This window comes from Bacillus sp. AFS055030 (assembly GCF_002574545.1).
Classification (GTDB): domain Bacteria; phylum Bacillota; class Bacilli; order Bacillales; family Bacillaceae_G; genus Gottfriedia.
Genome location: NZ_NUGT01000009.1, coordinates 77,929 through 103,497, shown reverse-complemented (window position 1 = coordinate 103,497; position 25,569 = coordinate 77,929). Strand labels below are relative to the sequence as shown.

Below are 25,569 nucleotides of genomic sequence, written 5' to 3'. Positions count from 1 at the left end.
AACCTTTTTTTATTATTAACCTTTTGCTGCTTCTAGTTCAGCTAGTTTTTCTTTGGCAATGATATCGATTTCGCGTTTTAGTTCTTCAACCATTGTTGCTTCTGGTACTTTACGTACGATTTCCCCGTGACGGAATAGTAATCCTTCACCACGAGCTCCAGCAATACCGATGTCTGCTTCACGGGCTTCACCAGGACCGTTTACTGCGCATCCAAGTACGGCTACTTTAATTGGTACTTTCAGTGTCGAAATGTATTCTTCAACATCATTTGCGATACTAATTAAGTCAATTTCGATACGGCCACATGTTGGACATGAAATTAATGTCGCAGCATTTGAAGATAAACCGAAAGATTTAAGTAGTTCTCTTGCGACTTTTACTTCTTCAACTGGATCTGCGCTTAATGAGATACGCATTGTATTTCCGATCCCTTTACTAATGATTGCACCTAAACCAGCGGCACTTTTAACTGTACCTGCAAACAAAGTACCAGATTCAGTAATACCTAAATGTAATGGATAATTGAATGCTTTTGAAGCTTTTTCATAAGCTTCGATTGCTAGGTTTACATCTGATGCTTTCATCGAAACAATGATGTCGTGGAAATCTAAATCTTCAAGAATTTTAATATGATGTAATGCACTTTCAACCATTCCATCAGCAGTTGGGTAACCATATTTCTCTAAGATTCTTTTTTCTAATGAACCAGCATTAACACCGATACGAATCGGAATTCCTTTTGCTTTAGCAGCATTTACAACTGCTTCAACTTTTTCCTTACGACCGATATTACCTGGATTAATTCTTATTTTATCTACTCCGCCTTCAATTGCTTTTAAGGCTAATTTATAATCAAAGTGTATATCTGCAACAAGTGGTATATTAATTTGTTTTTTAATATCAGCAATTGCATTTGCAGCTCTTTCGTCTGGTACTGCTACTCGAACAATCTGACATCCAGCTTCTTCAAGTCGTTTAATTTCTGCAACTGTTGCTTCAACATCGTGTGTTTTTGTTGTTGTCATACTTTGGATTGAAATTTCATTTGCTCCACCAACAACTACATTTCCTACTTTAACTGCACGTGTTTTACTTCTATGTGTAATTTCGTTCACGAGTAACTCGCTCCTTCAAAAATAACTTTATTTCTATTTTGTATAAATCTACATTATCATATTTTCTTCATGATTACTCATTTTATCAACTGGTTCTAAAGAAATATATCATAAATTTTATTTTTGTGAAGAGTAAATTGGGAATTTATATGATTTTCCACTTTGGATTTTAGTAGGAGAAAGTCCATCGTTTAATGCACTAAAATCTTTTGTAATTTGGCTAATTGGCTGGTTAAAGTTTGGATTAAGGTCTTCGATAATTCCTAAAACAGTGTCACCGTTTTTAACTTGAATCTTTTCAAATTTTGGAAGTGAGCTTGATTTTGTTTCAGATTTCGTTGCTTTTGCCACTGTAGGAATATCTTTATTTGGAATTGTCCCAACTTGAAGGTCAAAGAATATTATATATGCAAGCAATAAAGAACCTAGTAAAAAAGCTATTTTTTTCATTAATCATCACTCCTTTTGTAGAATATATGCTTGTCCACACAACCAATATTCCTACTAGGAGCTTGGATTCATATATTTTTTAGCAAAAAAAAAGAAGTGTGAAACACACCTCTGTAAACATTATTTTTTAGAAGGTAAATTTTTAATTGTTAATGTGTACATACCAACCGTTATTAAAATAAAAATTAATGTTTGGAATGGAATCGTTATATTCAGTAATCCTAGCAATAAATAGATAACGGTAGGAAGTGTTAAGCTATACGAAACCATTGCAAAGCGTTGTCTAAAAGGCAAGTGCTTAGTCGATTTAAATAAACCTGTTAAAAACGCTAACAATATAGCAACTATAAATATGAAGATACAAGATCCTAAATAAAATAGGAAAAATAATGCGATTAAAAATACCGGAAGAGCTTCATTTATATTTTTAATAAATTTTGAAACGTCTGCTTTGTGTATTTCAGTAGAGTTTAATGAAGGGTAGGGATAATCTTGCTCACCTTTATCATTTTTAATAACGACTCTATTTTTTAACACAACAACAGCAAACTGTTCATTTTTTAATTTTGAAGGTATAACTGTTTCATTTGGATAGATAGCATATTTATATTCACCGATGTTTCGTTCAAACGGCGTATTATCGTTAATTGTTAAAGCTCCTTTGTTTAAAGAAATTGATTGAATATTATCCTTTAGCAAATCAGAAACATTGTTCACTTGAAGCTTCACATTTTTTTCAAATGAAAAGAAACCCGGAAGAGTATATAAAATTGCTAGTAGGAATAGAAAAAAGATTGTTTTACCGATTTTTTGGAGTCTATATCTTGATATTGTTTTTGGAGAGAATAAACTAAACCAAAATTGTTTAAATAGATTCATAAACTCATCCTTTCTTATTTAATGTTATTTCACTTCCCGAAATTTATTATGTAACTTTCGGGCTATTTTGTATATTATAATCTTTTTTTTGTAATTGAATAGAAAACTTTTTCATTAAAAAAGATATGAGTAAAAGAGAATGAAAAGGTTTATTAATCAAATTTAAGTTTGGTCTAAATGTTGGATCAAAAACTAATAAATCGTTAATATAAATTAATAATGAAAAAAATAATTAAAAGTATTGACGTTTAGTTTGAAACATGATAAATTAAATATTGTCTTAAGGACAACATTAATTATTCCGCAGTAGCTCAGTGGTAGAGCACTCGGCTGTTAACCGAGTGGTCGTAGGTTCGAACCCTACCTGCGGAGCCATTTATATAGTTTGGCGGTGTAGCTCAGCTGGCTAGAGCGTACGGTTCATACCCGTGAGGTCGTGGGTTCGACTCCCTCCGCCGCTACCAATAATTTATTATGGAGTAATACCCAAGTCCGGCTGAAGGGATCGGTCTTGAAAACCGACAGGGGTGTAACAGCCCGCGGGGGTTCGAATCCCTCTTACTCCTTATTTAGTGAAAAAGTCTTCAACATTTTTGTTGAAGACTTTTTTCGTTTGATTGTTAAATAATAAAGATGAAATTTTTCTTCCAGGAATTAATGTTTTTTACTTTCTTTTCCTTTTCTCGAGCATTACTGTTGAAATCTTTCTGTATATTTGATAAGTTTAAATTGAAATTCACTATTATCTTTGGGAGGAAATTAAAAATGTCAAAATTTGAATTACCACAATTACCTTATGCTTATGATGCATTAGAGCCACACTTTGATAAAGAAACAATGAATATTCATCACACTCGTCACCACAATACATATGTAACAAACTTAAACGCTGCTTTAGAAGGGAAAGAAGTAGCTGCTTCTTCAATTGAAGAATTAATTTCAAACTTAGATGCACTTCCAGAAGGAATCCGTACAGCAGTACGTAACAATGGTGGTGGACATGCTAACCATAGCTTATTCTGGACATTATTAACTCCAGAAGGTACAGGTACTCCAGTTGGTGAAGTTGCTGAAGCAATTAACGCTAAATTCGGTAGCCTAGATGAGTTTAAAGCTGCTTTCACTCAAGCTGCATTAACTCGTTTTGGTTCTGGTTGGGCTTGGTTAGTAGTAAACAATGGTGAGTTAGAAGTGACTAGCACTGCTAACCAAGATTCACCATTAATGGAAGGTAAAACTCCTATCTTAGGTTTAGATGTATGGGAGCATGCTTACTACTTAAACTACCAAAACAAACGTCCTGACTACGTTGGTGCATTCTGGAATGTAGTTAACTGGGAAAAAGTAGAAGAATTATACCAAGCTGCTAAATAATTTATAAAAAATGAACACTACTTAATTTATTTAAGTAGTGTTTTTTTATGGCTAAAAAAAGGATAAATTTTCATTTACTCGGAAAACTAGTTCATGAGACAAAGGAGAGTTTATTATGAGTAAGTGGAAATTTTTATTAGGTGATGTAGATTTAAATAAAGACTTAATTCTTTTACTGAGTGTTAGTGGATTGTTTACTTTAGCGACAGCTTTATCTAGCACATTTGTAAATGTTTATTTGTGGAAGCAATCAAATAATTATTTACCAATTGCTTCATACCAATTTTCGATTGCTTTTTTCCAAGCTATTACATTCGTAATTGCAGGAAGATTAGCTAAAACAATTGATCGAGTTTTCATTTTAAGGGCTGGTATTTCTTTTTTAGCAATATTCTACATAGTTGTTTTACTTTTTGAAACGAAGACATTATTAGCAACAATTTTGATTGGGGCAATCTTAGGAATTGGGAATGGATGTTACTATTTAGCTTTTAATTTATTAACGTTTGAAGTTACTGAACCTGAAACTAGACAATTTTTTAATGGTTTTTTAGGGATTATTAATTCGTTCACAGGTATGATTGGCCCGTTTATTGCAGGAGTAATTATTTCCTCAATGATCGGAAATAAAGGATATCATTTTGTGTTTCTTGCTGCAGTTATCTTATTTATATGTGCAGTAGTTTTAAGTTGTTTCTTAATTAGACGGGAACTTGATAGTGAGTTCAATATTAAGCGAGTTATACAAGAAAGAAAATTAAATGAAAATTGGCGAAAAGTAACTTATGCTAATTTCTTTCAAGGGACTCGGGAAGGAATTTTTCTGTTTGTTATTTCAATTTATATTTTTATATCAACAGGAAGTGAATTTGCATTAGGGAAATACGGGCTACTTACATCATTAATTAGCTTTATTACCTATTATATCGTTACAAGGATTATAAAAGAAAATTATAGAATGAAAGCGATCTTTATTGGCGGTTTACTATTATTCTGCGCTGTTTTTGTAATCGCTTTTAAAGTTTCTTTTCCTTTATTAATGATCTACGGTGCAATAATTTCTTTGGCGTATCCAATCATTTTAGTACCTTACTTATCTTTAACATATGATATAATAGGAAAATCGTATAAGGCCAGGGAATATAGAGTGGAATATATCGTAATACGTGAAGTGTATTTAAATAGCGGTAGAATGTTTTCTATTGCAGTTTTCATTGTATGTACATCGATATTTCCACCAGAAAAAGTAATTCCACTATTAATGTGTTTATTTGGTGCTGGACACTTTTTGGTCTATTTCGTAATGAGGAATTTAGAATATAAGCATGCTTAATTATTGTCACTAAATTGTCAAAAACTAAGCAGTTATTCTATTTTCAAGACAATAAAATTATATGTAGAATTAGTATTTGTAGAAAAAAGAGGAGAAAAAATGAATAAGCCTAAGAAATATAAAATTACATTACCAACACGACTGAATACATTATTTTTTCTTGTGTTTGTCTTATTTTCTGTTTTAATTCTAAGATTAGGTGTCGTACAAATTGTTAAAGGTGAAGACTATAAATTAGAGTTAGAACGTACAGAAAATATGACCGTCGATCAAGCTGTACCAAGGGGGAAAATTTTAGATCGAAACGGAAATGTTGTCGTAGATAATACGCCTTTGCGTACAATTACGTATACAAGAAAAAAAGGTACTTCTTCAGGTGAGCTATTAACAATGGCTAAAAAGTTAAAAACTTATCTTAATATGCCAACTAATAAAATTACAGAACGAGATAAAAAAGATTATTGGTTATTAACAAATCCTAAAGATGCAAAAAAACTAGTATCCAAAAAAGAGAATAAAACATTAAAAGCTCAAAATAAAGATGATGACGCTGCATATAATAAAGCTTACTATAATTTGCAAATTGATAAAATTACAGAGGATGATATCAATTCACTTAGTGCAAATGACTTACAAATACTTGCAATTTACAAGCAGATGAGTGCTGGTTATGCACTAACTCCTCAAACAATTAAAAGTGAAGGAGTTACTGAAAAAGAATATGCTACAGTTAGCGAACATTTGGACGAGCTTCCAGGTGTAGATGTAACGACAAATTGGGAAAGAAAATACGTTTATGAAGATACATTCCGAACTATTTTAGGTAATATTACTTCTGAAAAAGAAGGATTACCTGCTCAAAATGTTGATTATTATTTAGCGCGTGGTTATGACCGTAATGATCGTGTAGGGAAAAGTTATATTGAAAAGCAGTATGAGGATGTTTTACGTGGTACAAAAGGTAAAGCACAAAATGTTATTGATTCAAACGGAAATGTGGTTGATACGAAAGTGATTACAGAAGGGGAACCCGGAAGTGATTTAGTACTATCAATTGATATTGAACTTCAAGGTAAAGTTGATGAAATCGTTAAAAGAGAGCTTATAAAAGCTAAAGCAACGTCAAATGGTCGTTATTTAGACCGTGCATTTGTTACGATGATTAATCCAAATACAGGTGAAATTTTAGCGATGTCTGGTAAGCAGATTGTTAAAGACAAAAAGACAGGGAAAAATAAAATAGTAGATTACGCAACAGGAAATCTTACTTCATCTTATGAGATGGGTTCAACTGTAAAAGGTGCAACTCTTTTAACTGGTTATCAAACAGGGGCAATTACTCCAGGGCAAAGGCTATACGATACACCAATTAGAATTGCTGGTACACCAGTGAAAGCTTCATATAAAAACTTCGGTTGGATTAATGATTTAGATGCGCTTAAGTATTCATCAAACGTTTATATGTTCCGAACAGCTATGGCTATTGGAAAAGCACATTACGTAGAAAATAGGCCATTAGATATCGATGTAAAAGCGTTTGATACATTCCGAAAAAGTTTTAGTCAATTCGGACTTGGCGTTAAAACTGGAATTGATTTACCAAATGAAGCAATTGGATTTAAAGGTGTAGACAAAAGCCCAGGTTTCCTACTAGATATGGCGATTGGGCAGTATGATACGTATACACCACTTCAATTAGCACAATATGTATCTACAATCGCAAATGGCGGTTACAGAATTCAACCACATGTTGCAAAAGAATTGAGACAACCTTCAATTGGTGAAGATAATGGTGTCATTAGACAAGAAATTAAGCCTAAAATATTAAATCGAATCGATATGAAACAATCATACATCGATCATGTTAAACAAGGTTTTATCAAAGTATATAATGAGACTGGTGGTACAGCTCGAAAATACTTCACGGGTGTAGACTATAAAGTAGCTGGTAAAACAGGTACAGCCCAATCTGTATACGACGGTCCAGATCGTAAAAAATACAACGGGCCACAAAAAACTTATAATGAAACATTGATGGGATATGCTCCATATGACAATCCTGAAATTGCCTTTGTAGTAGTAGTTCCTTGGTTACAAACTGACCAAGCGCCTGTTAATAAATACATTGGCCGAGATATTATGGATGAATACTTTAAATTGAAAAAAGAAAGACAATCAATTTATAACGATGAACCAAAAGACATTCTAGATAAACAAGACAATCAAGATAAACAAAACACTCAAAATAAAACTCAATAGGGAAGAGAAGGGGGCAGACCCTTCTCTTTTTTATTTGGAAAACAACTTCTATTCAACACCCTTCCTTCACCGTCTGAACTTATTTACATAATCTTTACATTCGGTTAAAACAGGTTTAATAGTTTGAGAATATGATTATTCGTGTAATGTATTACTGAATTAAACGATTTTAAATGTTATCGATTGTTAAGAAAATTTTTAGATAATAGAAAGCTTCCTTTAGGATGAGAGGGGACAAAAGTAATGACAATGACATTAAATAGAGAGAATCATATTAAAAATGAAGAGTTTGAAGAGCTAAGTACAAACGTAAATAAATCAGTTGTATATGATACTCAAGATTTAAATTTATGGTATGGACAAGATAAGGCATTGAAAAATATAAATTTAAGTATTTATGAGAATGAAGTTACTGCAATTATTGGACCTAGTGGATGTGGTAAATCGACCTATTTAAAAACATTAAATCGAATGGTTGAGTTAGTCCCTTCAGTTCGAACAGAAGGAAAGATTCTTTACCGCAAACAAGATATTTTTGATAAAAACTATCCAGTTGAAGAATTAAGAACACAGGTGGGAATGGTATTCCAAAAGCCAAACGTATTTCCTAAGTCGATTTGGGAAAACGTTGCATATGGACCAAAAATTCATGGTATTAAAGATAAAGCTACCTTAAATCGGATTGTTGAAAAAAGTTTAAAAGGCGCAGCAATATGGGATGAGGTTAAGGATCGTTTGCATGAGAATGCTTTTGGTCTTTCTGGAGGGCAACAACAACGTTTATGTATCGCCCGCTGTTTAGCCATCGAGCCGGATGTTATTTTGATGGATGAACCAACTTCAGCACTAGATCCTATTTCAACTTTAAAAGTTGAAGAGTTAATTCACGATTTAAAAAAAGATTTTAGTATTATTATTGTTACCCATAATATGCAGCAAGCAGCTCGTGTTTCGGATAAAACTGCTTTCTTTTTAAGCGGTGAAGTAGTTGAGTTCTCAGATACCAATAAACTGTTCTCAACACCGAAAGATAAACGTACGGAAGATTATATTACCGGACGATTCGGATAATAGAAGGGAACAGGTGAATAGTGATGAGAAATCAATTTGAAGCAGACTTAAAATCATTACAAGAAATGATCATCGAATTAGCTGAGAAAACAAAAAAAGCAGTTATTAAAAGTATGGAGGCATTTCGTACAGAAAATGTTGAAACTGCTTTAGAAGTAATTGACGAAGATGACCGTATAAATAAATTAGAAAAAGAAATTAATGAATTAATTTTAGTGATTATTACAAGACAACAACCAGTTGCTGTAGACTTGAGAAGAAATTTAACGGCTATTAAGATTGCTCATGATCTTGAACGCGTTGCAGATTATGCGGTAAATATCGCAAAGTCGACAATTCGAATTCGTAGTCGTCAAGAAACATTGCCACTTGAGAATATAGAAAAGATGCATGAACTTGGCATAGATATGTTAACAAAAGCTTCAGAAGCATACCGTACAGAAGATTTACAAGCTGCCAAAGAGATTGGTGAAATTGACGATCTTGTTGATGAATTATATGGAACGACTGTTAGAACTCTAATGACGAGTATGGCAAATTCACCTGAGCATGTATCCAATATTATGCAAATGGCATTTATTTGTAGATATCTTGAAAGAATTGCAGATTATGCAACAAATATTGCAGAAAATATTTATTATCTAGTTAAAGGGAAACATTATTTTTTAAATCAATAATAACAAAAGATTTGTTTATAAATAAGTTAAAAGGGCGTTTTAGACAAAATTTATCTAAATGCCCTTTTGTCATATTTATGTAATATTAAGCATACTTCTTAAACTAGTAAGAGATATTGAGGTGGTAATAAATGAAGGTTGTTATTTTAGCTGGAGGATATGGTCAAAGGCTTTTACCAATTACTAACAACATTCCTAAGCCACTATTACCAATCGCAAATAGAGCGGCAATTGAGCATTTAATATTACATTTAACAAGACTTGGCTTTGATGAATTTATCATTCAGCTTCATTATATGTCCCAATCAATAATCGAGACGATCAATGCAATGAAATTAAAAAATGTTTCAATTGAATATATTATAGAAGAAAAAAGTTTAGGGTCTGCTGGTTGTTTAAGACTTTCTAAGCATTTTCTTAATGAACCTTTTCTATTAGTGAATGGTGATATTTTATTTGACGGTGATATTAGAGAGGCAATAAAAATTCATTTAGAAAGTAAAAGTAGATTTTCTATGTTTGTAAAACAAGTTGATAAATGTGGATCATACGGAAATGTAAAAGTAAAAAATGGACAAATAATCGATTTTATAGAAAAGCCGAATGAAGGTAGTGAAATTAGTAAATTAGTTAATACCGGAATTTATATCATGAATCCTGAATTATTATTTCAAATTCCAGAAAATCGTTATTTTGACATTAGTAATGACCTGATACCTTTAATGCTAAAAAATAATATCAGATTAAATGCCTATCCATTAAAAGGTTATTGGATTGATTATGGGACACCTAGACGGTTTGCCAAGCTTAACGTAGATTGGATTGAAGAGAAATTAAACTTACCTATTCCTGCTGTTCAAATATTGCCGAGAATCTTTTTAGGTGAGCATGTAACGATAAATAATAATGTAAAGATTGTTTCACCTGTTATTATTGGAAATGATGTTACGATTGAAGAGAACTGTGTAATTGGCCCATATGTGTCGATTAGTTCTAATATTCGAATCGATCAAGGTAGTGTATTACATCATCAAGCTGTCTTTCAAAAATACACTCTGAATTATGAAAATAAGTTTGTACATAATTCAATAAAAAAAATATCAAAAGAAATACATTGAATCAATAAAAACTATGGAAATTATCGCGAAAGAATGTTATTATATACAAGTCTGATTATGTCACTATGTCAGGAGGGAAAATTAATGCGCGTAAATATTACATTAGCATGTACAGAATGCGGAGATCGTAACTATATCACTACTAAAAATAAACGTAATAACCCAGACCGTCTTGAGCTTAAAAAATATTGCCCAAGACTTAAAAAAGTTACAGTTCATCGCGAAACAAAGTAAACAGTAGGAATTTTCCTACTGTTTTTTTTATTTTTAAATTATAATTTTAGTTAGAATATATTTTTTCTTCTATACAACGCTTTACTTATAGAGAACTTAAACCTGACCTATGGAGGCAAGTATCATGGAAAAAAAAGAAATTAGAAATTTAATGATGAAAAACTTGAAAAATATTTCAGTAACGGACAGAGACGAAAAGTCCAAACTAATTATAGAAAAATTATTAAGTACAGAACAAATGAAGAGTGCAGATCTTATCGCAACGACTATGCCAATGGAGCATGAAATAAATACTAAGTATTTAATCACTACTTGTTGGAAAATGAATAAATCAGTTGTTGTGCCTAAATGTAACCATGAAACAAGAAAAATGCACTTTTACAAAATTAATTCATTCGATGATTTAAAGAAAGGGTATTTTGGAATACAAGAGCCAATTGAAGAAAAATGTGAGGAAATAAAGAAAGAATTAATCGATTTAATAATTGTTCCTGGAGTAGCCTATACAAAAAGTGGAAAAAGACTTGGATATGGTGGTGGCTATTATGATCGTTACTTAGAAGATTATACTAATCAACTCTTAGCCTTAGCATATGATATCCAAATCATTGATGAACTACCAACAGAAAAACATGACATTAAAATGCCGTTAATTTTAACAGAATCAAGAATTATAAAAGCGATTGACTAAGTGCATAATGTGACACGATTTGATTGAAAATAGGATAGACTTAATTTTAGTCTAATGATGAATAAATCAAATTTGTACACGACTTAAACTGTAACAAATTTGTAAAAAGTTTCACAAACTTTTTAGTGGATATACATATATAATATAGAAGTCCCAATTACTTACACTTTTAATCACAAATGAGGTGGATATTATGTTACACAAAGAAGTAAATCGTGTCGCATTGATCGGAACAGGCGCAGTAGGAGCAAGCTATGCCTTTGGTATGTTAAATAAAGGTGTTGCTGAAGAACTAGTTATGATCGATTTAAATAAGGATAAAGCGGAAGGAGACGCAATGGATTTAAGCCATTGTTTACCTTTTGTAGATTCAAGAACAAAAATTTGGGCTGGAGACTATAGTGATTGTAAAGATGCTTGTTTAGTCGTCATTACAGCTGGAGCAGCTCAAAAGCCTGGAGAAACTCGTTTAGATTTAGTTGCAAAAAATTGCGCTATTTTTAAAGGGATTGTTGGAGAAATTATGGCTTCAGGGTTTGACGGTATCTTTTTAATTGCCACAAATCCAGTAGATATTTTAACTTATGCAACTTGGAAATTTTCAGGATTACCAAAAGAAAGAGTAATCGGATCTGGAACAAGTTTAGATACTGCACGTTTTAGATATATGCTTGGAGATTATTTTAATGTTGATGCAAGAAATATCCATGGATATATTATAGGAGAACATGGTGATAGTGAACTACCAGTTTGGTCTAAAACAAATATTGGTACGTCACCTGTACATCATGTATTAAAGAAAAATCCACAATTTAGCCAAAGAGATCTTGATGAAATCTTTTTAAATACACGTGATGCTGCATATCACATAATAAAGAAAAAAGGTGCAACATATTACGGAATTGGAATGGGATTAGTTAGATTAACAAAAGCGATTTTAAAAAATGAGAATAGTATTATTACAGTTTCTGCATATTTAGATGGAGAATATGGAGAACACGATATATATATTGGCGTTCCAGCAGTCATTAATCGTGGTGGAATTCGCGAAGTCGTTGAACTTGATTTAAATGATTTAGAGCAACGTCAGTTTAAAAAATCTGTAGACACATTAAGAAAAACAATGGAGCCTATTTTATAAAACAACAAAGACCTCTTTCTAAATTGAAAGAGGTCTTTGTGTTTAAAAAGATTGAAAAATATGACATTTTTTAATATTGTAAAAGTATCATAAAGATGTTAAGGAGGTAATTTTGAAAAAAATAAAGGGTAAATACACATGGGTGTTAATGATCATATTCATTATTGGACTAGCACTATTTTTAGGTATATATCATCTAAAAAAGCATAAAGAGAATTCATTGAAATTTCCTAATTACGATGATACAGCGATTGAAGCTGAGAATGGATTATTAACTGTTACGAATCCTACTTCTAATTTAGTGTTAATTAATAAAGAAAGAAAGTTACCAGATGGATATATACCGCCAGATTTAATTTATCCGATCGTTCCTTTACATGGTGTAAACAAAGATAAGACATTAATGAGGAAAGAGGCAGCTCATGCTTTAGAAATGTTATTTGAAAGAGCAGAAACAAATGGCATAAAACTTACTCCAGTTTCAGCATATCGCTCTTTTGAACGACAAAAAAGCTTGTATAATTATTATTTACAAATTTATGGCGAAGATTGGACTCAATCTTTTAGTGCTGTTCCTGGTACAAGCGAACATCAAACTGGATTATCAATCGATGTTTCATCTCCAAATTTTGCAAACAAGCTTGAACAAGAATTCGGAGAAACGAAAGAAGGAGTGTGGCTTTCTGACCATGCACATGAATTTGGATTTATTATTCGATATCCAGAGGACAAAGTAAATAGTACCAAATACAATTATGAGCCATGGCATATTAGATATATCGGCATTAAATACGCTACATATTTGTATGAAAATGATTTAGCTTTAGAGGAAGTAATGATGCCTAAAAAATAATTAAAATTGCCTATAAAATAAATGGTTTGTTTGGTATTTCACATTGACGAGTAATCGTTTCCAACTTATACTTATTACATATTTAGAAAGATAAAATTATAGGAGTTAAGTATGAAATCCGTATATGACATTCAACAATTTCTAAAAAGTTATGGCACCATTATTTATACAGGTGATCGATTAGCTGACTTGATGTTAATGCAAGATGAGCTGAAAGAATTATTTTTAGCGAATATACTTGAAAGTAAAGATTTACAAGTTGCAACCATGATATTAAAAAAAGAGATGGATCAAATTAAAAAATAAAACGGTTTGAAGAAATCGTTTTTTTTAGAATCTATTGCAAACGATTTCACTGTGAAGGGAGAAGGCATTATGGCTAAAATGATTGTAGGTGTAGATTTAGGTGGTACAAGCATTAAATTGGCACTATTAACAAATAACGGGGAATTCATCGATAAATGGGAAGTACCAACAGATAAATCTGATAGTGGTAAGCATATTCCTAAAACGATTACAATTGCAATTGAAGAAAAGCTTAAACAGATGGGTAAGACAAAAGAAGATATTGCTGGAATTGGTATTGGGGCACCAGGTTCGGTTCGATTAGAAGATGGACTAATATTTGCAGCAGTAAACTTAGGTTGGGTTAATTTTCCTTTAAAAGAAATTTTAGAGAAGGAATCAGGTATTCCCGTAATCGTTGATAATGATGCAAATATAGCAGCTGTTGGTGAAATGTGGAAAGGTGCTGGATATGGCGCAAAAGACGTAGTAATGGTTACGCTTGGAACAGGAGTAGGTGGGGGCGTAATCGTAAATGGAGATGTTGCCCATGGAATTAGTGGATCTGCAGGAGAAATTGGCCATATAACAGTACAACTTGAAAATGGAGTATTATGTAACTGTGGAAAAACGGGATGCTTAGAAACAATTTCTTCAGCCACTGGAATTGCAAGAATCGCAAACGAGAAATTACAAAATACGACAAAGGAAACAGTTTTAAAAGAAATGTCGAATAGTTCACCAATTACATCTAAGGATGTTTTTGAAGCTTATTCGAATGGTGATGAAGTAGCAGAAGAAATCGTTAATCATGTCATGAGATATCTTGCTTTAGTATTAGCTGGAGTTGGAAATACTCTAAATCCTGAAAATATTATTATTGGAGGCGGAGTATCAAATGCAGGTGAACTGTTATTAAAACCATTAAAGAAATATTTTGATGAATTTGCTTTCACTACAGTGCGTGATTCGACAAAACTTTCAATTGCGAAGTTAGGGAACGATGCAGGAGCAATTGGAGCGGCATATTTAGTAAAAAAATTTATTACTAATGAAATTTAACTTAAATTTAAGGTACTTCTAATTGAAGTACCTTATTATGTTTATTGTATTGAAATTGAATTGAAAAAAAAATTAGTTATTTGACGACAGAACTACTTTATGATAAATTGAATGACGTTAGAAAAAAACCTAAGGTTACGTCAAATAAATTTTATTGATCCATACATTTAGTGGCTAAAAAATTGTATGAATCATTTCAAAAATTCTTGGTATTTAAATGCCAATAAAATAGATATGTGAAATGACAAACATGGTATTATAAAAGATAAAATAGATTAATAGTCTTAACAAGAGGAGGAACAGAATATGTGGAAAAAGTTTATTAAAAACTTTGGATTCCCGTTACTTGCTGTATTCCTTTTATGGATTAAAGCAACTTTACTAAGCGAATTTTATTTTGATTTAGAAATTGAAAATTCAATGCAACAATTTATTTTAATAATTGCGCCTATATCTTCATTATTAATATTTATAGGTATAGCTCTTTTTGCAAAAGGACCGAAACGAAATAGAGCAATTATTTGGATTTCGATTATCATGTCCTTTATTTTAATAGCTGATACAGCTTATTATTCATTCTTTGACGATTTCGTAACGATTCCAGTTTTATTTATGACACGAAACTTTTCGGATTTAGGTTCAAGTGTTAAAGCAATGATCAGCTATAAAACAATCTTAGCTTTTTCAGATATTTTTATCTTAATTGCGGTAAATTATTTCTGGGGTAAAAAATTCTTTACTACTGCGAACATTAAAGGGAAAGCTAGAACAGCTTATTTCTTAGCAGCGGTTGCTATTTTCTTAGTTAACCTTGGTTTAGCAGAAACTGAACGTCCACAATTATTAACACGTTCATTCGATAGAGAATACATTGTTAAATTCTTAGGATTATACAATTATCATATGTATGATATGGTTATTCAATCAAAAACATCTGCTCAAAAAGCGATGGCTGATGATAGTGAATTAGCAGGTATCGAAAACTTTATTCGTGCTAATGATACTGGTGTGAATGCACAATTACACGGTAAATATAAAGGTAAAAACGTAGTAGTAGTTTCATTAGAATCATTACAAAATTTCGTAATTGGACGAAAAATTAATGGACAAGAAATTACTCCTTTCTTAAATAAATTTACGAAAGAAAGTTATTATTTTGATAATTTTTACCACCAAACTGGACAAGGTAAAACATCTGATGCTGAATTCTTAATTGATAATAGTTTATTCCCGTTAGATCGTGGTGCTGTATACTTTACAAACAGTGGTAATACGTTTACTGCTACACCAGCAATTTTAAAACAAGATCAAAAGTACTATACTTCAGTAATGCATTCGAACAACAAATCGTTCTGGAACCGAGATATGATGTATCCAAGTCTTGGTTACGATCGTTATTATAATGAATCTGACTATAAAGTTACTCCAGAAACGTCAATTGGTTGGGGACTTAAAGATGAATATTTCGTTCAGCAATCAGTAGACAAAATGGCTTCTATGCCTAAACCGTTCTACAATCGTATGCTTACTTTAACAAACCATTATCCATTCGAACTAAATGATGAGGATTTAATGATCCCACGTTTAACAACTGGAGACCAAACTGTTGATAACTATGTAACAACAGTTCGATATTTAGATGAATCAATTAAACATTTCATTGAAGAAATGAAAGCAAAAGGTTTATATGATAATACAATCATTGTTATGTATGGTGACCACTATGGTATTTCTGAAAACCATAACCGTGCAATGAGTGAAGTATTAGGACAAGATATTACACCTGCAGAACATGTTAAATTACAAAAAGTACCATTCTTTATCCACGTACCTGGACAAACTAAAGGTGAAACAATTCATAAAGTTGCAGGTCAAATTGATGTTAAACCTACAATTTTAAACTTATTAGGTGAAGATCCAAATAAAACATCTATTAACTTTGGTAATGATATTTTCTCACCTAAACACAAAAACTTTGTAGTTTTCCGTGATGGTACAATTGTTACTGATAAATATATTTACACTGGTGAGAAGATGTATGATCCAAATACTGGTGAAGAATTAAAAGGACAAAAACCACCTAAAGAAGACTTAGCAAAAGCAAATAAATCTCTTGAGTATTCAAACTCAATTATTTATAAAGATTTACTTCGTTTCTATGAAGTTAAATATAAAAAAGCTGCTACGAAGTTTGAATAAACAAGAAAAGCACTTCCTTAATGGGAGTGCTTTTTTTATATTACTAAAAAAAGTAGTTAGTCATTTTTATGAAAGGAATGTTACTTTTAAGTGTGCCTAGACTTTTATACCTCGTTAATTTCGTCTTGTAGTATCTTCTAGCTCCATCACTGAGCCACCTTGCAACCGGTGGACTCAATAAGCTTTAAAAATTCAATATGCCCCGGTTAAACGCTAAATAAAGCACTTCTTTAACGAAAGTGCTTTTCTTTATTTTAATGACATACAATTAATTAGAAAATAACTGATGAGGTGAAACTTTTGTATAAAAACAATCAGACTTTATTCTTTCATGCAAGAAGATATGATTTTAATGAACTTTCGAAAGATATTAGTTTATTAGTACAAGAATTCCCTTTTCTTCAATTAAATACGATTGGACACAGTGTTTTAAATCAGCCTATTTATGAGATTCAGATCGGAAATGGGCATAGAAAGATACATTGGAATGGTTCTTTTCATGCAAATGAATGGATTACAACTTGTGTAATCATGAAAATGCTTTATTGGATATGTAACACTTTAAAAAATGAGGAGTTGCCGTTTCATAAAGAACTATGCCAATTATTTAATGAAAATACCTTATCGATTGTTCCTATGGTGAATCCTGATGGGGTAAATTTAGCGATCAATGGAACTGTGGATCAAAGTGATTATATGGAATTCGTTCATAAAATTAACGAAGGAAATGATGGTTTTACTGGATGGAAAGCAAATATAAGAGGTGTTGATTTAAACAATCAATTTCCTGCAAATTGGGAAATTGAAAAAGAACGAAAGAAACAAAAAACATTCTCTCCTAGAGATTATCCAGGAGATGCTCCATTAACTGAACCGGAAACAATCGCAATGAGTAATTTAGCTATTGAAAGAAAGTTTGATCTTATTTTATGTTTGCATACTCAAGGTAAGGAATTTTATTGGGGATATGATCATCTAGAACCACCCATCTCGGAAGTTTATGCTAACTATTTTTCTACTGTTAGTCCTTATAAGGCAGTAAAAACAATTGATAGCCATGCAGGTTATAAAGATTGGTATATCCAACATTTTAGGAAACCAGGATTTACACTTGAATTAGGTAAAGGAATAAATCCATTGCCACTTTCTATGTTTGAATCCATTTTTTCCGAGACGTTTCCAATATTGTTAACGTCATTATTTAACTTAGAAAATTTCAACTCAATCCAGTCATCCTAAAATAAAAAAGCTGACAATTTAGTCAGCTTTTTTATTTTAGAACATGTTTTCTTTATGTAGAAATTTGTTCATTTCATATGGAAATAAATATTATAAGTGCGCTGGTGGATAACCGTTATGTAAAATTGTCATAATGGCAAACCAAGCAAATAAAACTAATGTAGCACCTGACCAAAAAACGGCTAAAAAGTTCTTATTCTTTAATGATCCAATTAATGCTGGAACACATAGAATAGCTACTAATATAAAAATAATAACTGTACCCATTGTAAACCCCCTATAAATTTCTTCAAGCAACCCCTGTTTGCTATCACATCATTATTATTGTAAAACTTTTGTGAACAATTGTCTATTTGAAATTAAGTGCTAAAACAAAATTATGATATAGTATTAGATAGATTAAAAAAGAAAGCAGGGTATAAATATGAATGTTTTACAATTACCATTAGGTCCATTACAAACTAATTGTTATATCTTAAGCAATGATATGAATGAAGCCGTAATTTTTGATCCGGGCGAAGAAGCACATGTAATCTTTAATGTTATTGAAGAAAATAAATTAAAGCCATTAGCGATTCTTTTAACCCACGCCCATTTTGATCATATTGGGGCTGTTGATGATGTGCGTGATGAATATAATATACCCGTTTATATTCATAAATATGAAGCAGATTGGTTAACAGATGGGCAAAAAAATGGTTCTGAATTATTTATGAGAAATCAGTCAATTTTTGCAAGAGAAGCAGATCTTTTAATTGAAAAAGAAGGTAAAATGGAAATTGGTCGTTTTTTATTTTCAATTTTTGAAACTCCAGGACATTCACCGGGAAGTGTTTCATTTTATTGTAAAGAAATAAAAACAGTATTTTCTGGTGATGCATTATTTGAAGGAAGTATTGGACGAACTGATTTACCTGGTGGGGATCACGATCAGTTGATTAGAAGTATAAAGGGTAAGCTTCTTTCTTTACCAGATGATGTCGTTGTTTGTAGTGGGCATGGAGAAACTACAACAATTGGTGATGAGAAAAGACATAATCCATTTTTATAATAAGGTATACGATGAAAAATATTATTATTAATGCGATAAATAATAGCAAAAAAGGTTTCATTACATATGATCAATTTATTTCGTTAGTGCTTTATGATCATGAGATGGGTTATTATCTAAAAGCAAATGAAAAAATTGGACGAAAAGGCGATTTCTATACAACAAGCTCAGTAGGTTCAGTATACGGAGAAGTAATTGCAGCTTCATTTTGTCGCTTTGTTAAAAATAAGCTAATCGAACCTTTTTTTATTGAAGTTGGTGGTGGAAATGGCAGATTCGCATCCGCCTTTCTTTCTTACTGTGAAAAAAAAGAGCCTGAAATTTATCATAATTTAACTTACTATATTATTGATGCAAGTACGTATCATCGTAAATTACAAATGGAATTATTGGCGAACCATTTGAATTGTAAATACTTTTCAAATTTAATAGAAATCCAGCAAATCAAAAATGGTATGGTATTTTCAAACGAATTGTTTGATGCTTTACCTGTTCGAGTAGTTGAATTTAATCAAAATGAATGGCATGAAGTTGTCATTATTAGTGATGAACTAAATAATTTGAAAGAAAATCTCGTTAAGATCCACGATCAAATCATCATTGATTTTTTAAGTAGATCCAATTTTATAGGAAAAAATGGGCAAAGAGTTGAAATTCCTGTTGGTATGGAAAAAGTTTATGAACTTTTACAATCGAAAATTAGTAAAGGAATCATTTTAACAGTTGATTATGGTTTTACTAGGGAAGAATGGGATGCACCCCATCGAATTAAGGGAAGTTTGCGTGGTTATTACAAACATGAAATGAAATCCAACCTACTAGAGAATTTAGGGCAAATGGACATTACAACTCATATTCACTGGGATGAATTAAAAAAGTTGGGGTTACAGAATAATATTGAAAATCTATACTTTTCTAGCCAAAGAGATGCACTTTTAGATTTTGGAATATTTAATTGGCTTATTCCGCATGCTCAATCAAATCCATTTTCAAGTGAATATAAACAAAATAGAGCTGTTCAATCTTTAATCATGCCAGGGGGAATAAGCGATTCATTTCAATGGTTATTACAAACAAAAGATATGTCAACAAGTGATCACTCTAAGTTGAATGAATTGATTTTATTAAATGAATACAAATAAAAAAACCAGTCATATGACTGGTTTTTTATTATTCACCAAAGCTAGGTACTAATAAGAAAGTACTATAATATGTAAATCCAATAAAGAACACAGTTAAGTATGCGCCAAAGATATAGATGTACATACGCTCAGAAAGCTTTAGATAGCCTAATACTACGAAAAATGCTGTTTGACATGCGAAAATAAGTGCAGCTGCTGACATATGTCCAACAAAGAACATTACCGTAAATATAGCAGTCCAGAATCCTAGAACGCGGAACATTCGATCCATCCTAAATCCCCCCATAAAAAATTTCTACCCATTCATTATTATAAAATAAGAAAGTTACAATTGTAAACAATGTATTAATACAATTCTAAATGATTCTAATGATAAAGAAATTAACCATAACTGATATTATTTTTCTTATTTTATAATTTTCTATACATTGATTTGAAAACATACTTTATATTTTATGATATAAATTTGACATTCTCGTACATTATTTCGATAAATTAACTTTAGTTTGTCTATAATTTTTAGCTAAATATAAATTTTTCATTCAGTTTCTTAATTATCATGATTTGATAGCTTAGTGAAACAAAATTATAATTGCGATAATAGAAAGGGGGAATAAAATTGGTATCAGTAGAAAAAATGGTTGAAGAACTGCTAAAAAAAGCTTGCCATTTTGGAGCATCGGATATTCATTTATTACCAAAAAAGGATGATGTACAAATTCTTTTTCGAGTTGATGGTGAGTTGAAACTGATTCAACGATTAAATAAAGAGCAGTCCAAGAGGATCATCATGCATTTGAAATTTTTAGGAAGTATGGATATAGGAGAAATTAGACGCCCGCAGACAGGAATTTTAGTTGTTAACATTAATGAAGTTTTATTATCACTTCGCCTTGCAACTTTACCAACGATTATTGATGAGTCTATGGTTATTCGTATTCATCCCCAACAAAAAGTTGCTCCAATAGAAAGTCTTTCATTATTCCCATCTACAACGCGTAAACTTTTGTCTTTATTACATCATTCACATGGGTTAATGATGTTTACAGGGCCAACTGGCTGTGGGAAATCAACAACATTATATTCCTTATTACAGTCAGCAAAAGAAGATATAGCAAGAAATATTATCACATTAGAGGATCCGATTGAAAGGAGATCAGATGAATATTTTCAAGTCCAAGTTAATGAAAAAGCAGGCTTAACATATGCAACAGGATTAAAAGCTATTCTTCGATCTGACCCAGATATCGTAATGGTAGGAGAGATTAGGGATGAAGAGACTGCAAAAATTGCGGTTCGTGCAGCATTGACCGGCCATTTAGTATTAACGACTATTCATTCTAATAATACAAAAGGTGCATTATATCGAATGTTAGAGCTTGGTATACCTAAAGAAGAATTATTTCAGGCAATGGTTGCGATCGTTTCGCAAAGATTAGTTCCAATAAAATGTCGTTTTTGTGAAGTTGAATGTGAACCAAGTTGTTTTGTTAATCGTAGACACAGAAGATTGGGGGTATTTGAATTACTTTATGGAAATGCTCTAAATTCGGTTATTAATGAATTTAGAGGAATTCATGAAGATGTTCAATTCTCTACATTAAATAGTCAACTTATTAAAGGTTATGCCTTAGGTTTTATTGATAATAAACATTTGGATCGAAGTATAATCTATGGGTAAATTTATTAATAAAAAAAAATTAACTTATATTGAACAAGCTAAGCTCTTAAAAATTTTGGGAGAACTATTAGAAAAAGGTTACCCTCTAATTCAAGCAATTGAATTCTTAACGATTCAATTTCCAGATAACCTGAAAGAATTGATTTACAAAGCTAATATAGCTTTAGTGGAAGGAAAATCGTTCATCGATTTTGCGAAAATGCTTGGACTTCATCAAGATATACTTGTTTACTTGTATTATGCAGAAAAGCATGGTGATTTGTCTTTAGCGCTAAGAGAAGGCAGTTTTATGCTTACAAAAAAGATTCAACATAGAGCTTACATAAGAAAAATCATGGGGTATCCTATTTTTTTAATCACAATATTGTTGCTAATTTTATTTTTGTTTAGAAATATTATCATTCCTCAATATGAAATGCTATTTTCAACATTCCACACCAATCAGAATTCCTTTATTTTTATCTATCTACAAGTTATAAAAAGCTTACCTACGATATTGTTTTCTTCTCTTTTCCTAATTGGATTAATCACTTATGGATCCTTATTCGTCATTAATAAATTAAATGCAATTGAGCGGATGGATAAATTAATTCAAATTCCACTAATAAGTAAGTATTTAATTACAATGAATACTTATGAATTTTCAATGCAGTTAAGTATTTTATTACATGCTGGTTTTCCCATTGTTGACGCATTAAAAACGATGCAAAATAATGATAGTAGGACTTTTATAAAAGAAAAAACAGTAATCTTTTACAATCAAATCGTAAACGGAATTTCTATGCAGGAAGCATTTAAAAATGAACGTGCATTTCATAAAGATATTATATTTGTAATTGAACATGGCATGAATAATAGTACTCTTAGTAAAGAACTTGCTGATTATGCTGATTATTTAAAGGGGAGTATTGAAGCTTACTTTCACCGATCAATGAAGATCATTCAGCCAATCATATTAATTCTAATTTCATCAAGTATTCTATCATTGTATATAGCAATCCTGTTTCCAATGTTTCAGTTAATGAACAATATATAGGAGGAGTTAGTTTGAATGAAAAAGGTTTTACTTTAATCGAAATGTTAATTGTTTTATTTATCATTTCACTTCTTTTATTGTTGGTAATACCAAATTTAGGAAAACAGCAACAGTCGATTCAAACGAAAGGATGTTCTGCACTTCAAAAAATGGTTCAGTCAAGTGTTGAGTCATATCGATTAGAAAATGAACAATTACCTGAAAATTTATCTGTCTTAAAAGATCAAGGCTATATAACAACATATAAATGCAATAACAAAATTGAATTATCGTATGACAAAGAAACTGGAAATGTATCTATACCTTAAAAAAAGGGTGGGTAATTCGTTTGGTTTTACTTTTGTTGAGATGTTATTAGTCCTTTCAATTATGATATTGTTATTAATTTTACCGATCAATCAAGTAAGGAAGATTGAAGACGACCAAAAGTTAACATTATTTATTCAAATGCTTCAAAATGATATTTTTCTTGCACAAAGGAACGCAAATATAAAACAAATTCCTACTAGGATCATCTTTTATCAAAATAAATATGAAATGGAAGATAATTTACTAAATTCCCCTGTTGTTATTCGTAAATTTGACAAATCGATTAACATAACTTTCCTTACATTAAAACCTCCGCTAAGATTTAACTCCGACGGTAATATCTCTAGTTCTGGAACAATTTCAATTAAATATAAAAATGCTGAATATATTGTTACTTTTTATTTAGGAAGTGGTCGATTTAAATATGATCGGAAATGAAAAAGGTTTTACATTTATCGAGGCGATTATTGCGTTAAACTTGTTAATTATTTTTTGTTTTATGATTGTTCCTTCCATGTCATTATTTTTACAAAAAAAAGATAGGTTAACGGTTAGCAACATGGCAGATGACTTATTAACTGATATGGTTCATCTTTATTTTATTAACAGAGAAGATTTTAAAGAGGGGAACTACACTAAAAATGGCAGAGAGTTCTTTGTAGAAATAAACAATAGAAATCATGTTAATTCAATTTGTATCATTTGGACTGAACGAAAAAAGGAAAGTGAAATATGTGAAGAAGTTAATGAATGAAAAAGGATTTACTTTACTAGAAACACTTTTTTCACTTGTTTTATTTTTAATGATCATTTCTATATCTACTTCAAGTTTAAGAAGTTTTATTAAACGAAATTACAGTTATGAATCCTTAAATAGATTAGAATTAGATAATTTTACAAAAGAAGTTCAAAAAGAAGCAAATAAGAGTAAAAGTTTTACAGTTCATACCGAACTTCTTCTCTTTGAAGAGTTTGATCAAGTTACAATAAGTTATCGCAAATATGCAACGATTGTTCGACGACAAAGACTTGGAGCAGGACATGAAATTGTACTACAAAATATAAAGGATATTAATTTTGTACAAATAAACGAAAGGCAAATCTTAGTAAAAGTAATCGATTTAAATGGTGGAGTGTATGAAAAAACGATTCGGATCTTTATCAATTAAATTTATTGGTGAAGATGGAATATATTTACCTTATACCATCTTTATGATAAATATTTTGCTGATTTTTTTTCTAATACAAATAGATATCTTTCATTCGGTTAATACCTTTTATTCTTATACGAGAAATCAAAACAAACTAGATCGTATACATTCACAGGTAATTTACGATTTAAAGCAAGGTAATTTACCACTTCAAGGAAATACAATTAAGTATTATAATAATACAAAAATTATATTGAATGCTTATTTAATAACAAATGATGAATATCATGTAACTTTAACTAGTAGTAATTCGAAAATAACAAAACATATTGTTCAATTTAAGTATAAAAAAAGTACAAATATAGTATCTGATTGGATCGATTAAGTTGGAGGATGAAATGGAAGCAATTTATTTAGTAGGATTTATGGGGTGTGGTAAGACGACTGTTGGAAAGGAATTAGCTAAAAAAGTAAACAAAAAATTTATTGATCTAGATGAGGAAATTGTTTCTCAAACAGGCAAAAGCATACCAAAATTGTTTAATGAGTTCGGTGAAAGCGGCTTTCGCGATATAGAAACGAAAGTATTAAAAAATTTACTATCAAAAAATATGGTTGCTTCAACAGGTGGTGGAATCATTCTTCGTGATGAAAACATCGCGTATATGAAAAAAACTGGGAAAATAATTTATCTTGAAACGCCAATTGAAATAATATACGAAAGAATACATTTGGATTCTAATCGACCTAATGCTGTAAATCGATCGGTAGAAGAATTGACAGAGTTATTTCAAAGGAGAGAATCACAATATAAAAAAGCAGATTATGTAATTTCAACGAATAATTTAACACCAATTGAAATTGCATTGGAAATCATTGACTGTTTAAATTATTCAAAAGGAGGAGATAGTAGAAATAAGCGATAAGAAAGTAAGGTGATTTGTTTTGAAAACAAATGATTATGTAAAATATATGACGGAACAGTTTATTAATTATATTGATCAACCAAAAGAGAAACGTGATTCAATAAAACAAGAAAAAGATGAGATGAAGGCTCCTTTCTCTACCAACATGTTTGGAATGTTACCATTAAGTCTAGCTTTATTTATGAAAAAAATTCAAAATCGTAATGATAAAGAAAAGAAAAGTATTTAGTGAATAAGACTGATTTCAACTATAGAAGTCAGTCTTTATTTTTTTGCAGTTATAAGAAAAAAA

General features: G+C 31.0%; 30 protein-coding genes and 3 tRNA genes. 28 read left to right on the top strand and 5 right to left on the bottom strand.

Translation table 11 applies throughout. The features are described 5' to 3' along the window. Positions 1 to 15 precede the first annotated feature (15 nt). The 3 genes from ispG to CN925_RS03695 form a co-directional block, all read right to left on the bottom strand. A complete protein-coding gene (ispG, locus tag CN925_RS03705) occupies positions 16 to 1,116 on the bottom strand; it encodes a flavodoxin-dependent (E)-4-hydroxy-3-methylbut-2-enyl-diphosphate synthase (RefSeq protein WP_098233313.1) in 1,101 nt (366 codons plus the stop codon). Positions 1,117 to 1,233: 117 nt separating this feature from the next. Beyond that, positions 1,234 to 1,566 (bottom strand): hypothetical protein, encoded by a 333-nt coding sequence (locus CN925_RS03700; RefSeq protein WP_098844922.1) that lies wholly within the window; start codon positions 1,564 to 1,566, stop codon positions 1,234 to 1,236. Between the two features lie 120 nt (positions 1,567 to 1,686). Then, entirely contained in the window at positions 1,687 to 2,445 is a 759-nt protein-coding gene (locus CN925_RS03695; RefSeq protein ID WP_098844921.1) for a DUF1189 domain-containing protein, read from the bottom strand. A 300-nt stretch (positions 2,446 to 2,745) separates the two neighbouring features. On the opposite strand from CN925_RS03695, the gene CN925_RS03690 reads away from it, so the two are divergent. The 17 genes from CN925_RS03690 to CN925_RS03610 all read left to right on the top strand — a co-directional run bounded on the left by CN925_RS03690 (position 2,746) and on the right by CN925_RS03610 (position 17,981). Then, positions 2,746 to 2,820, top strand: a tRNA-Asn gene (locus CN925_RS03690). Positions 2,821 to 2,832: 12 nt separating this feature from the next. Continuing rightward, a tRNA-Met gene (locus CN925_RS03685) sits at positions 2,833 to 2,909 on the top strand. Positions 2,910 to 2,921: 12 nt separating this feature from the next. Further along, a tRNA-Ser gene (locus CN925_RS03680) sits at positions 2,922 to 3,011 on the top strand. Positions 3,012 to 3,210: 199 nt separating this feature from the next. Next, complete coding sequence (locus CN925_RS03675; protein WP_098844920.1) at positions 3,211 to 3,819, top strand: superoxide dismutase; 609 nt, start codon at positions 3,211 to 3,213, stop codon at positions 3,817 to 3,819. A 115-nt stretch (positions 3,820 to 3,934) separates the two neighbouring features. Then, complete coding sequence (locus tag CN925_RS03670) at positions 3,935 to 5,152, top strand: MFS transporter (RefSeq protein WP_098844919.1); 1,218 nt, start codon at positions 3,935 to 3,937, stop codon at positions 5,150 to 5,152. Positions 5,153 to 5,251: 99 nt separating this feature from the next. Further along, a complete protein-coding gene (locus tag CN925_RS03665; RefSeq protein WP_098844918.1) occupies positions 5,252 to 7,411 on the top strand; it encodes a peptidoglycan D,D-transpeptidase FtsI family protein in 2,160 nt (719 codons plus the stop codon). Between the two features lie 243 nt (positions 7,412 to 7,654). After that, complete coding sequence (gene pstB, locus CN925_RS03660) at positions 7,655 to 8,482, top strand: phosphate ABC transporter ATP-binding protein PstB (RefSeq protein ID WP_098844917.1); 828 nt, start codon at positions 7,655 to 7,657, stop codon at positions 8,480 to 8,482. A gap of 20 nt (positions 8,483 to 8,502) precedes the next feature. Beyond that, positions 8,503 to 9,159, top strand: coding sequence for a phosphate signaling complex protein PhoU (gene phoU, locus CN925_RS03655; protein WP_098844916.1), 657 nt, complete (start codon positions 8,503 to 8,505; stop codon positions 9,157 to 9,159). A 131-nt stretch (positions 9,160 to 9,290) separates the two neighbouring features. After that, complete coding sequence (locus CN925_RS03650; RefSeq protein ID WP_098844915.1) at positions 9,291 to 10,277, top strand: nucleotidyltransferase family protein; 987 nt, start codon at positions 9,291 to 9,293, stop codon at positions 10,275 to 10,277. 84 nt (positions 10,278 to 10,361) lie between these two features. Next, positions 10,362 to 10,511 carry a 50S ribosomal protein L33 gene (gene rpmG / locus CN925_RS03645; RefSeq protein WP_056475024.1) on the top strand — a complete coding sequence of 50 codons (150 nt, stop codon included), beginning with the start codon at positions 10,362 to 10,364 and terminating at the stop codon, positions 10,509 to 10,511. 124 nt (positions 10,512 to 10,635) lie between these two features. After that, a complete protein-coding gene (locus CN925_RS03640; RefSeq protein WP_180232835.1) occupies positions 10,636 to 11,202 on the top strand; it encodes a 5-formyltetrahydrofolate cyclo-ligase in 567 nt (188 codons plus the stop codon). A 193-nt stretch (positions 11,203 to 11,395) separates the two neighbouring features. Beyond that, positions 11,396 to 12,343 (top strand): L-lactate dehydrogenase, encoded by a 948-nt coding sequence (locus CN925_RS03635; RefSeq protein WP_098844913.1) that lies wholly within the window; start codon positions 11,396 to 11,398, stop codon positions 12,341 to 12,343. A 112-nt stretch (positions 12,344 to 12,455) separates the two neighbouring features. After that, positions 12,456 to 13,196, top strand: a complete 741-nt coding sequence (locus CN925_RS03630; RefSeq protein WP_286138257.1) for a M15 family metallopeptidase — start codon at positions 12,456 to 12,458, stop codon at positions 13,194 to 13,196. Between the two features lie 111 nt (positions 13,197 to 13,307). Continuing rightward, the gene (locus CN925_RS03625) at positions 13,308 to 13,502 is read left to right on the top strand and encodes a YqgQ family protein (protein WP_098844912.1); all 195 of its coding nucleotides are present in this window, start codon (positions 13,308 to 13,310) and stop codon (positions 13,500 to 13,502) included. A 66-nt stretch (positions 13,503 to 13,568) separates the two neighbouring features. Further along, positions 13,569 to 14,543 (top strand): ROK family glucokinase, encoded by a 975-nt coding sequence (locus CN925_RS03620; protein WP_098845073.1) that lies wholly within the window; start codon positions 13,569 to 13,571, stop codon positions 14,541 to 14,543. A gap of 306 nt (positions 14,544 to 14,849) precedes the next feature. Then, the gene (locus CN925_RS03615) at positions 14,850 to 16,742 is read left to right on the top strand and encodes an LTA synthase family protein (RefSeq protein ID WP_098844911.1); all 1,893 of its coding nucleotides are present in this window, start codon (positions 14,850 to 14,852) and stop codon (positions 16,740 to 16,742) included. Between the two features lie 300 nt (positions 16,743 to 17,042). Continuing rightward, the gene (locus CN925_RS03610; RefSeq protein ID WP_180232834.1) at positions 17,043 to 17,981 is read left to right on the top strand and encodes a M14 family metallopeptidase; all 939 of its coding nucleotides are present in this window, start codon (positions 17,043 to 17,045) and stop codon (positions 17,979 to 17,981) included. 90 nt (positions 17,982 to 18,071) lie between these two features. Here CN925_RS03610 and CN925_RS03605 read toward each other — a convergent pair whose 3' ends face one another. Beyond that, positions 18,072 to 18,248 carry a DUF2759 domain-containing protein gene (locus CN925_RS03605; protein WP_098233292.1) on the bottom strand — a complete coding sequence of 59 codons (177 nt, stop codon included), beginning with the start codon at positions 18,246 to 18,248 and terminating at the stop codon, positions 18,072 to 18,074. Between the two features lie 157 nt (positions 18,249 to 18,405). Here CN925_RS03605 and CN925_RS03600 point away from each other — a divergent pair, with 157 nt between their 5' ends. Continuing rightward, the gene (locus tag CN925_RS03600) at positions 18,406 to 19,032 is read left to right on the top strand and encodes an MBL fold metallo-hydrolase (RefSeq protein ID WP_098844909.1); all 627 of its coding nucleotides are present in this window, start codon (positions 18,406 to 18,408) and stop codon (positions 19,030 to 19,032) included. Between the two features lie 11 nt (positions 19,033 to 19,043). Then, positions 19,044 to 20,174 (top strand): SAM-dependent methyltransferase, encoded by a 1,131-nt coding sequence (locus tag CN925_RS03595; protein ID WP_098844908.1) that lies wholly within the window; start codon positions 19,044 to 19,046, stop codon positions 20,172 to 20,174. A gap of 28 nt (positions 20,175 to 20,202) precedes the next feature. Here the strand turns inward: CN925_RS03595 and CN925_RS03590 are convergent, their stop codons facing one another. Continuing rightward, positions 20,203 to 20,445, bottom strand: coding sequence for a DUF2626 domain-containing protein (locus CN925_RS03590; protein WP_098844907.1), 243 nt, complete (start codon positions 20,443 to 20,445; stop codon positions 20,203 to 20,205). Between the two features lie 348 nt (positions 20,446 to 20,793). On the opposite strand from CN925_RS03590, the gene comGA reads away from it, so the two are divergent. Genes comGA through CN925_RS03545 form a run of 9 tightly spaced genes read left to right on the top strand, consistent with a single transcriptional unit; the run spans position 20,794 to position 25,506 of the window. Then, a complete protein-coding gene (gene comGA, locus CN925_RS03585) occupies positions 20,794 to 21,855 on the top strand; it encodes a competence type IV pilus ATPase ComGA (protein ID WP_180232833.1) in 1,062 nt (353 codons plus the stop codon). Next, positions 21,848 to 22,891, top strand: a complete 1,044-nt coding sequence (gene comGB / locus CN925_RS03580; protein WP_098844906.1) for a competence type IV pilus assembly protein ComGB — start codon at positions 21,848 to 21,850, stop codon at positions 22,889 to 22,891. Before comGA ends, comGB begins: the two co-directional genes overlap by 8 nt. A gap of 11 nt (positions 22,892 to 22,902) precedes the next feature. After that, entirely contained in the window at positions 22,903 to 23,199 is a 297-nt protein-coding gene (comGC, locus tag CN925_RS03575; RefSeq protein WP_098844905.1) for a competence type IV pilus major pilin ComGC, read from the top strand. Between the two features lie 7 nt (positions 23,200 to 23,206). Further along, entirely contained in the window at positions 23,207 to 23,638 is a 432-nt protein-coding gene (gene comGD / locus CN925_RS03570) for a competence type IV pilus minor pilin ComGD (RefSeq protein ID WP_180232832.1), read from the top strand. Further along, on the top strand, positions 23,625 to 23,954 hold the full coding sequence (locus CN925_RS21195) for a pilus assembly FimT family protein (protein ID WP_098844903.1): 330 nt from the start codon (positions 23,625 to 23,627) through the stop codon (positions 23,952 to 23,954). Before comGD ends, CN925_RS21195 begins: the two co-directional genes overlap by 14 nt. Further along, positions 23,935 to 24,369, top strand: coding sequence for a competence type IV pilus minor pilin ComGF (gene comGF, locus CN925_RS03560; protein WP_180232830.1), 435 nt, complete (start codon positions 23,935 to 23,937; stop codon positions 24,367 to 24,369). The genes CN925_RS21195 and comGF overlap by 20 nt, the downstream gene beginning before the upstream one ends. Further along, positions 24,338 to 24,736 carry a hypothetical protein gene (locus tag CN925_RS03555; RefSeq protein ID WP_098844901.1) on the top strand — a complete coding sequence of 133 codons (399 nt, stop codon included), beginning with the start codon at positions 24,338 to 24,340 and terminating at the stop codon, positions 24,734 to 24,736. Before comGF ends, CN925_RS03555 begins: the two co-directional genes overlap by 32 nt. A gap of 13 nt (positions 24,737 to 24,749) precedes the next feature. Next, positions 24,750 to 25,277, top strand: a complete 528-nt coding sequence (locus CN925_RS03550) for a shikimate kinase (RefSeq protein ID WP_098844900.1) — start codon at positions 24,750 to 24,752, stop codon at positions 25,275 to 25,277. A gap of 19 nt (positions 25,278 to 25,296) precedes the next feature. After that, positions 25,297 to 25,506: a YqzE family protein gene (locus CN925_RS03545; protein ID WP_098844899.1), complete on the top strand. Its 210-nt coding sequence runs from the start codon at positions 25,297 to 25,299 to the stop codon at positions 25,504 to 25,506. The last annotated feature ends 63 nt before the right edge of the window (positions 25,507 to 25,569 follow it).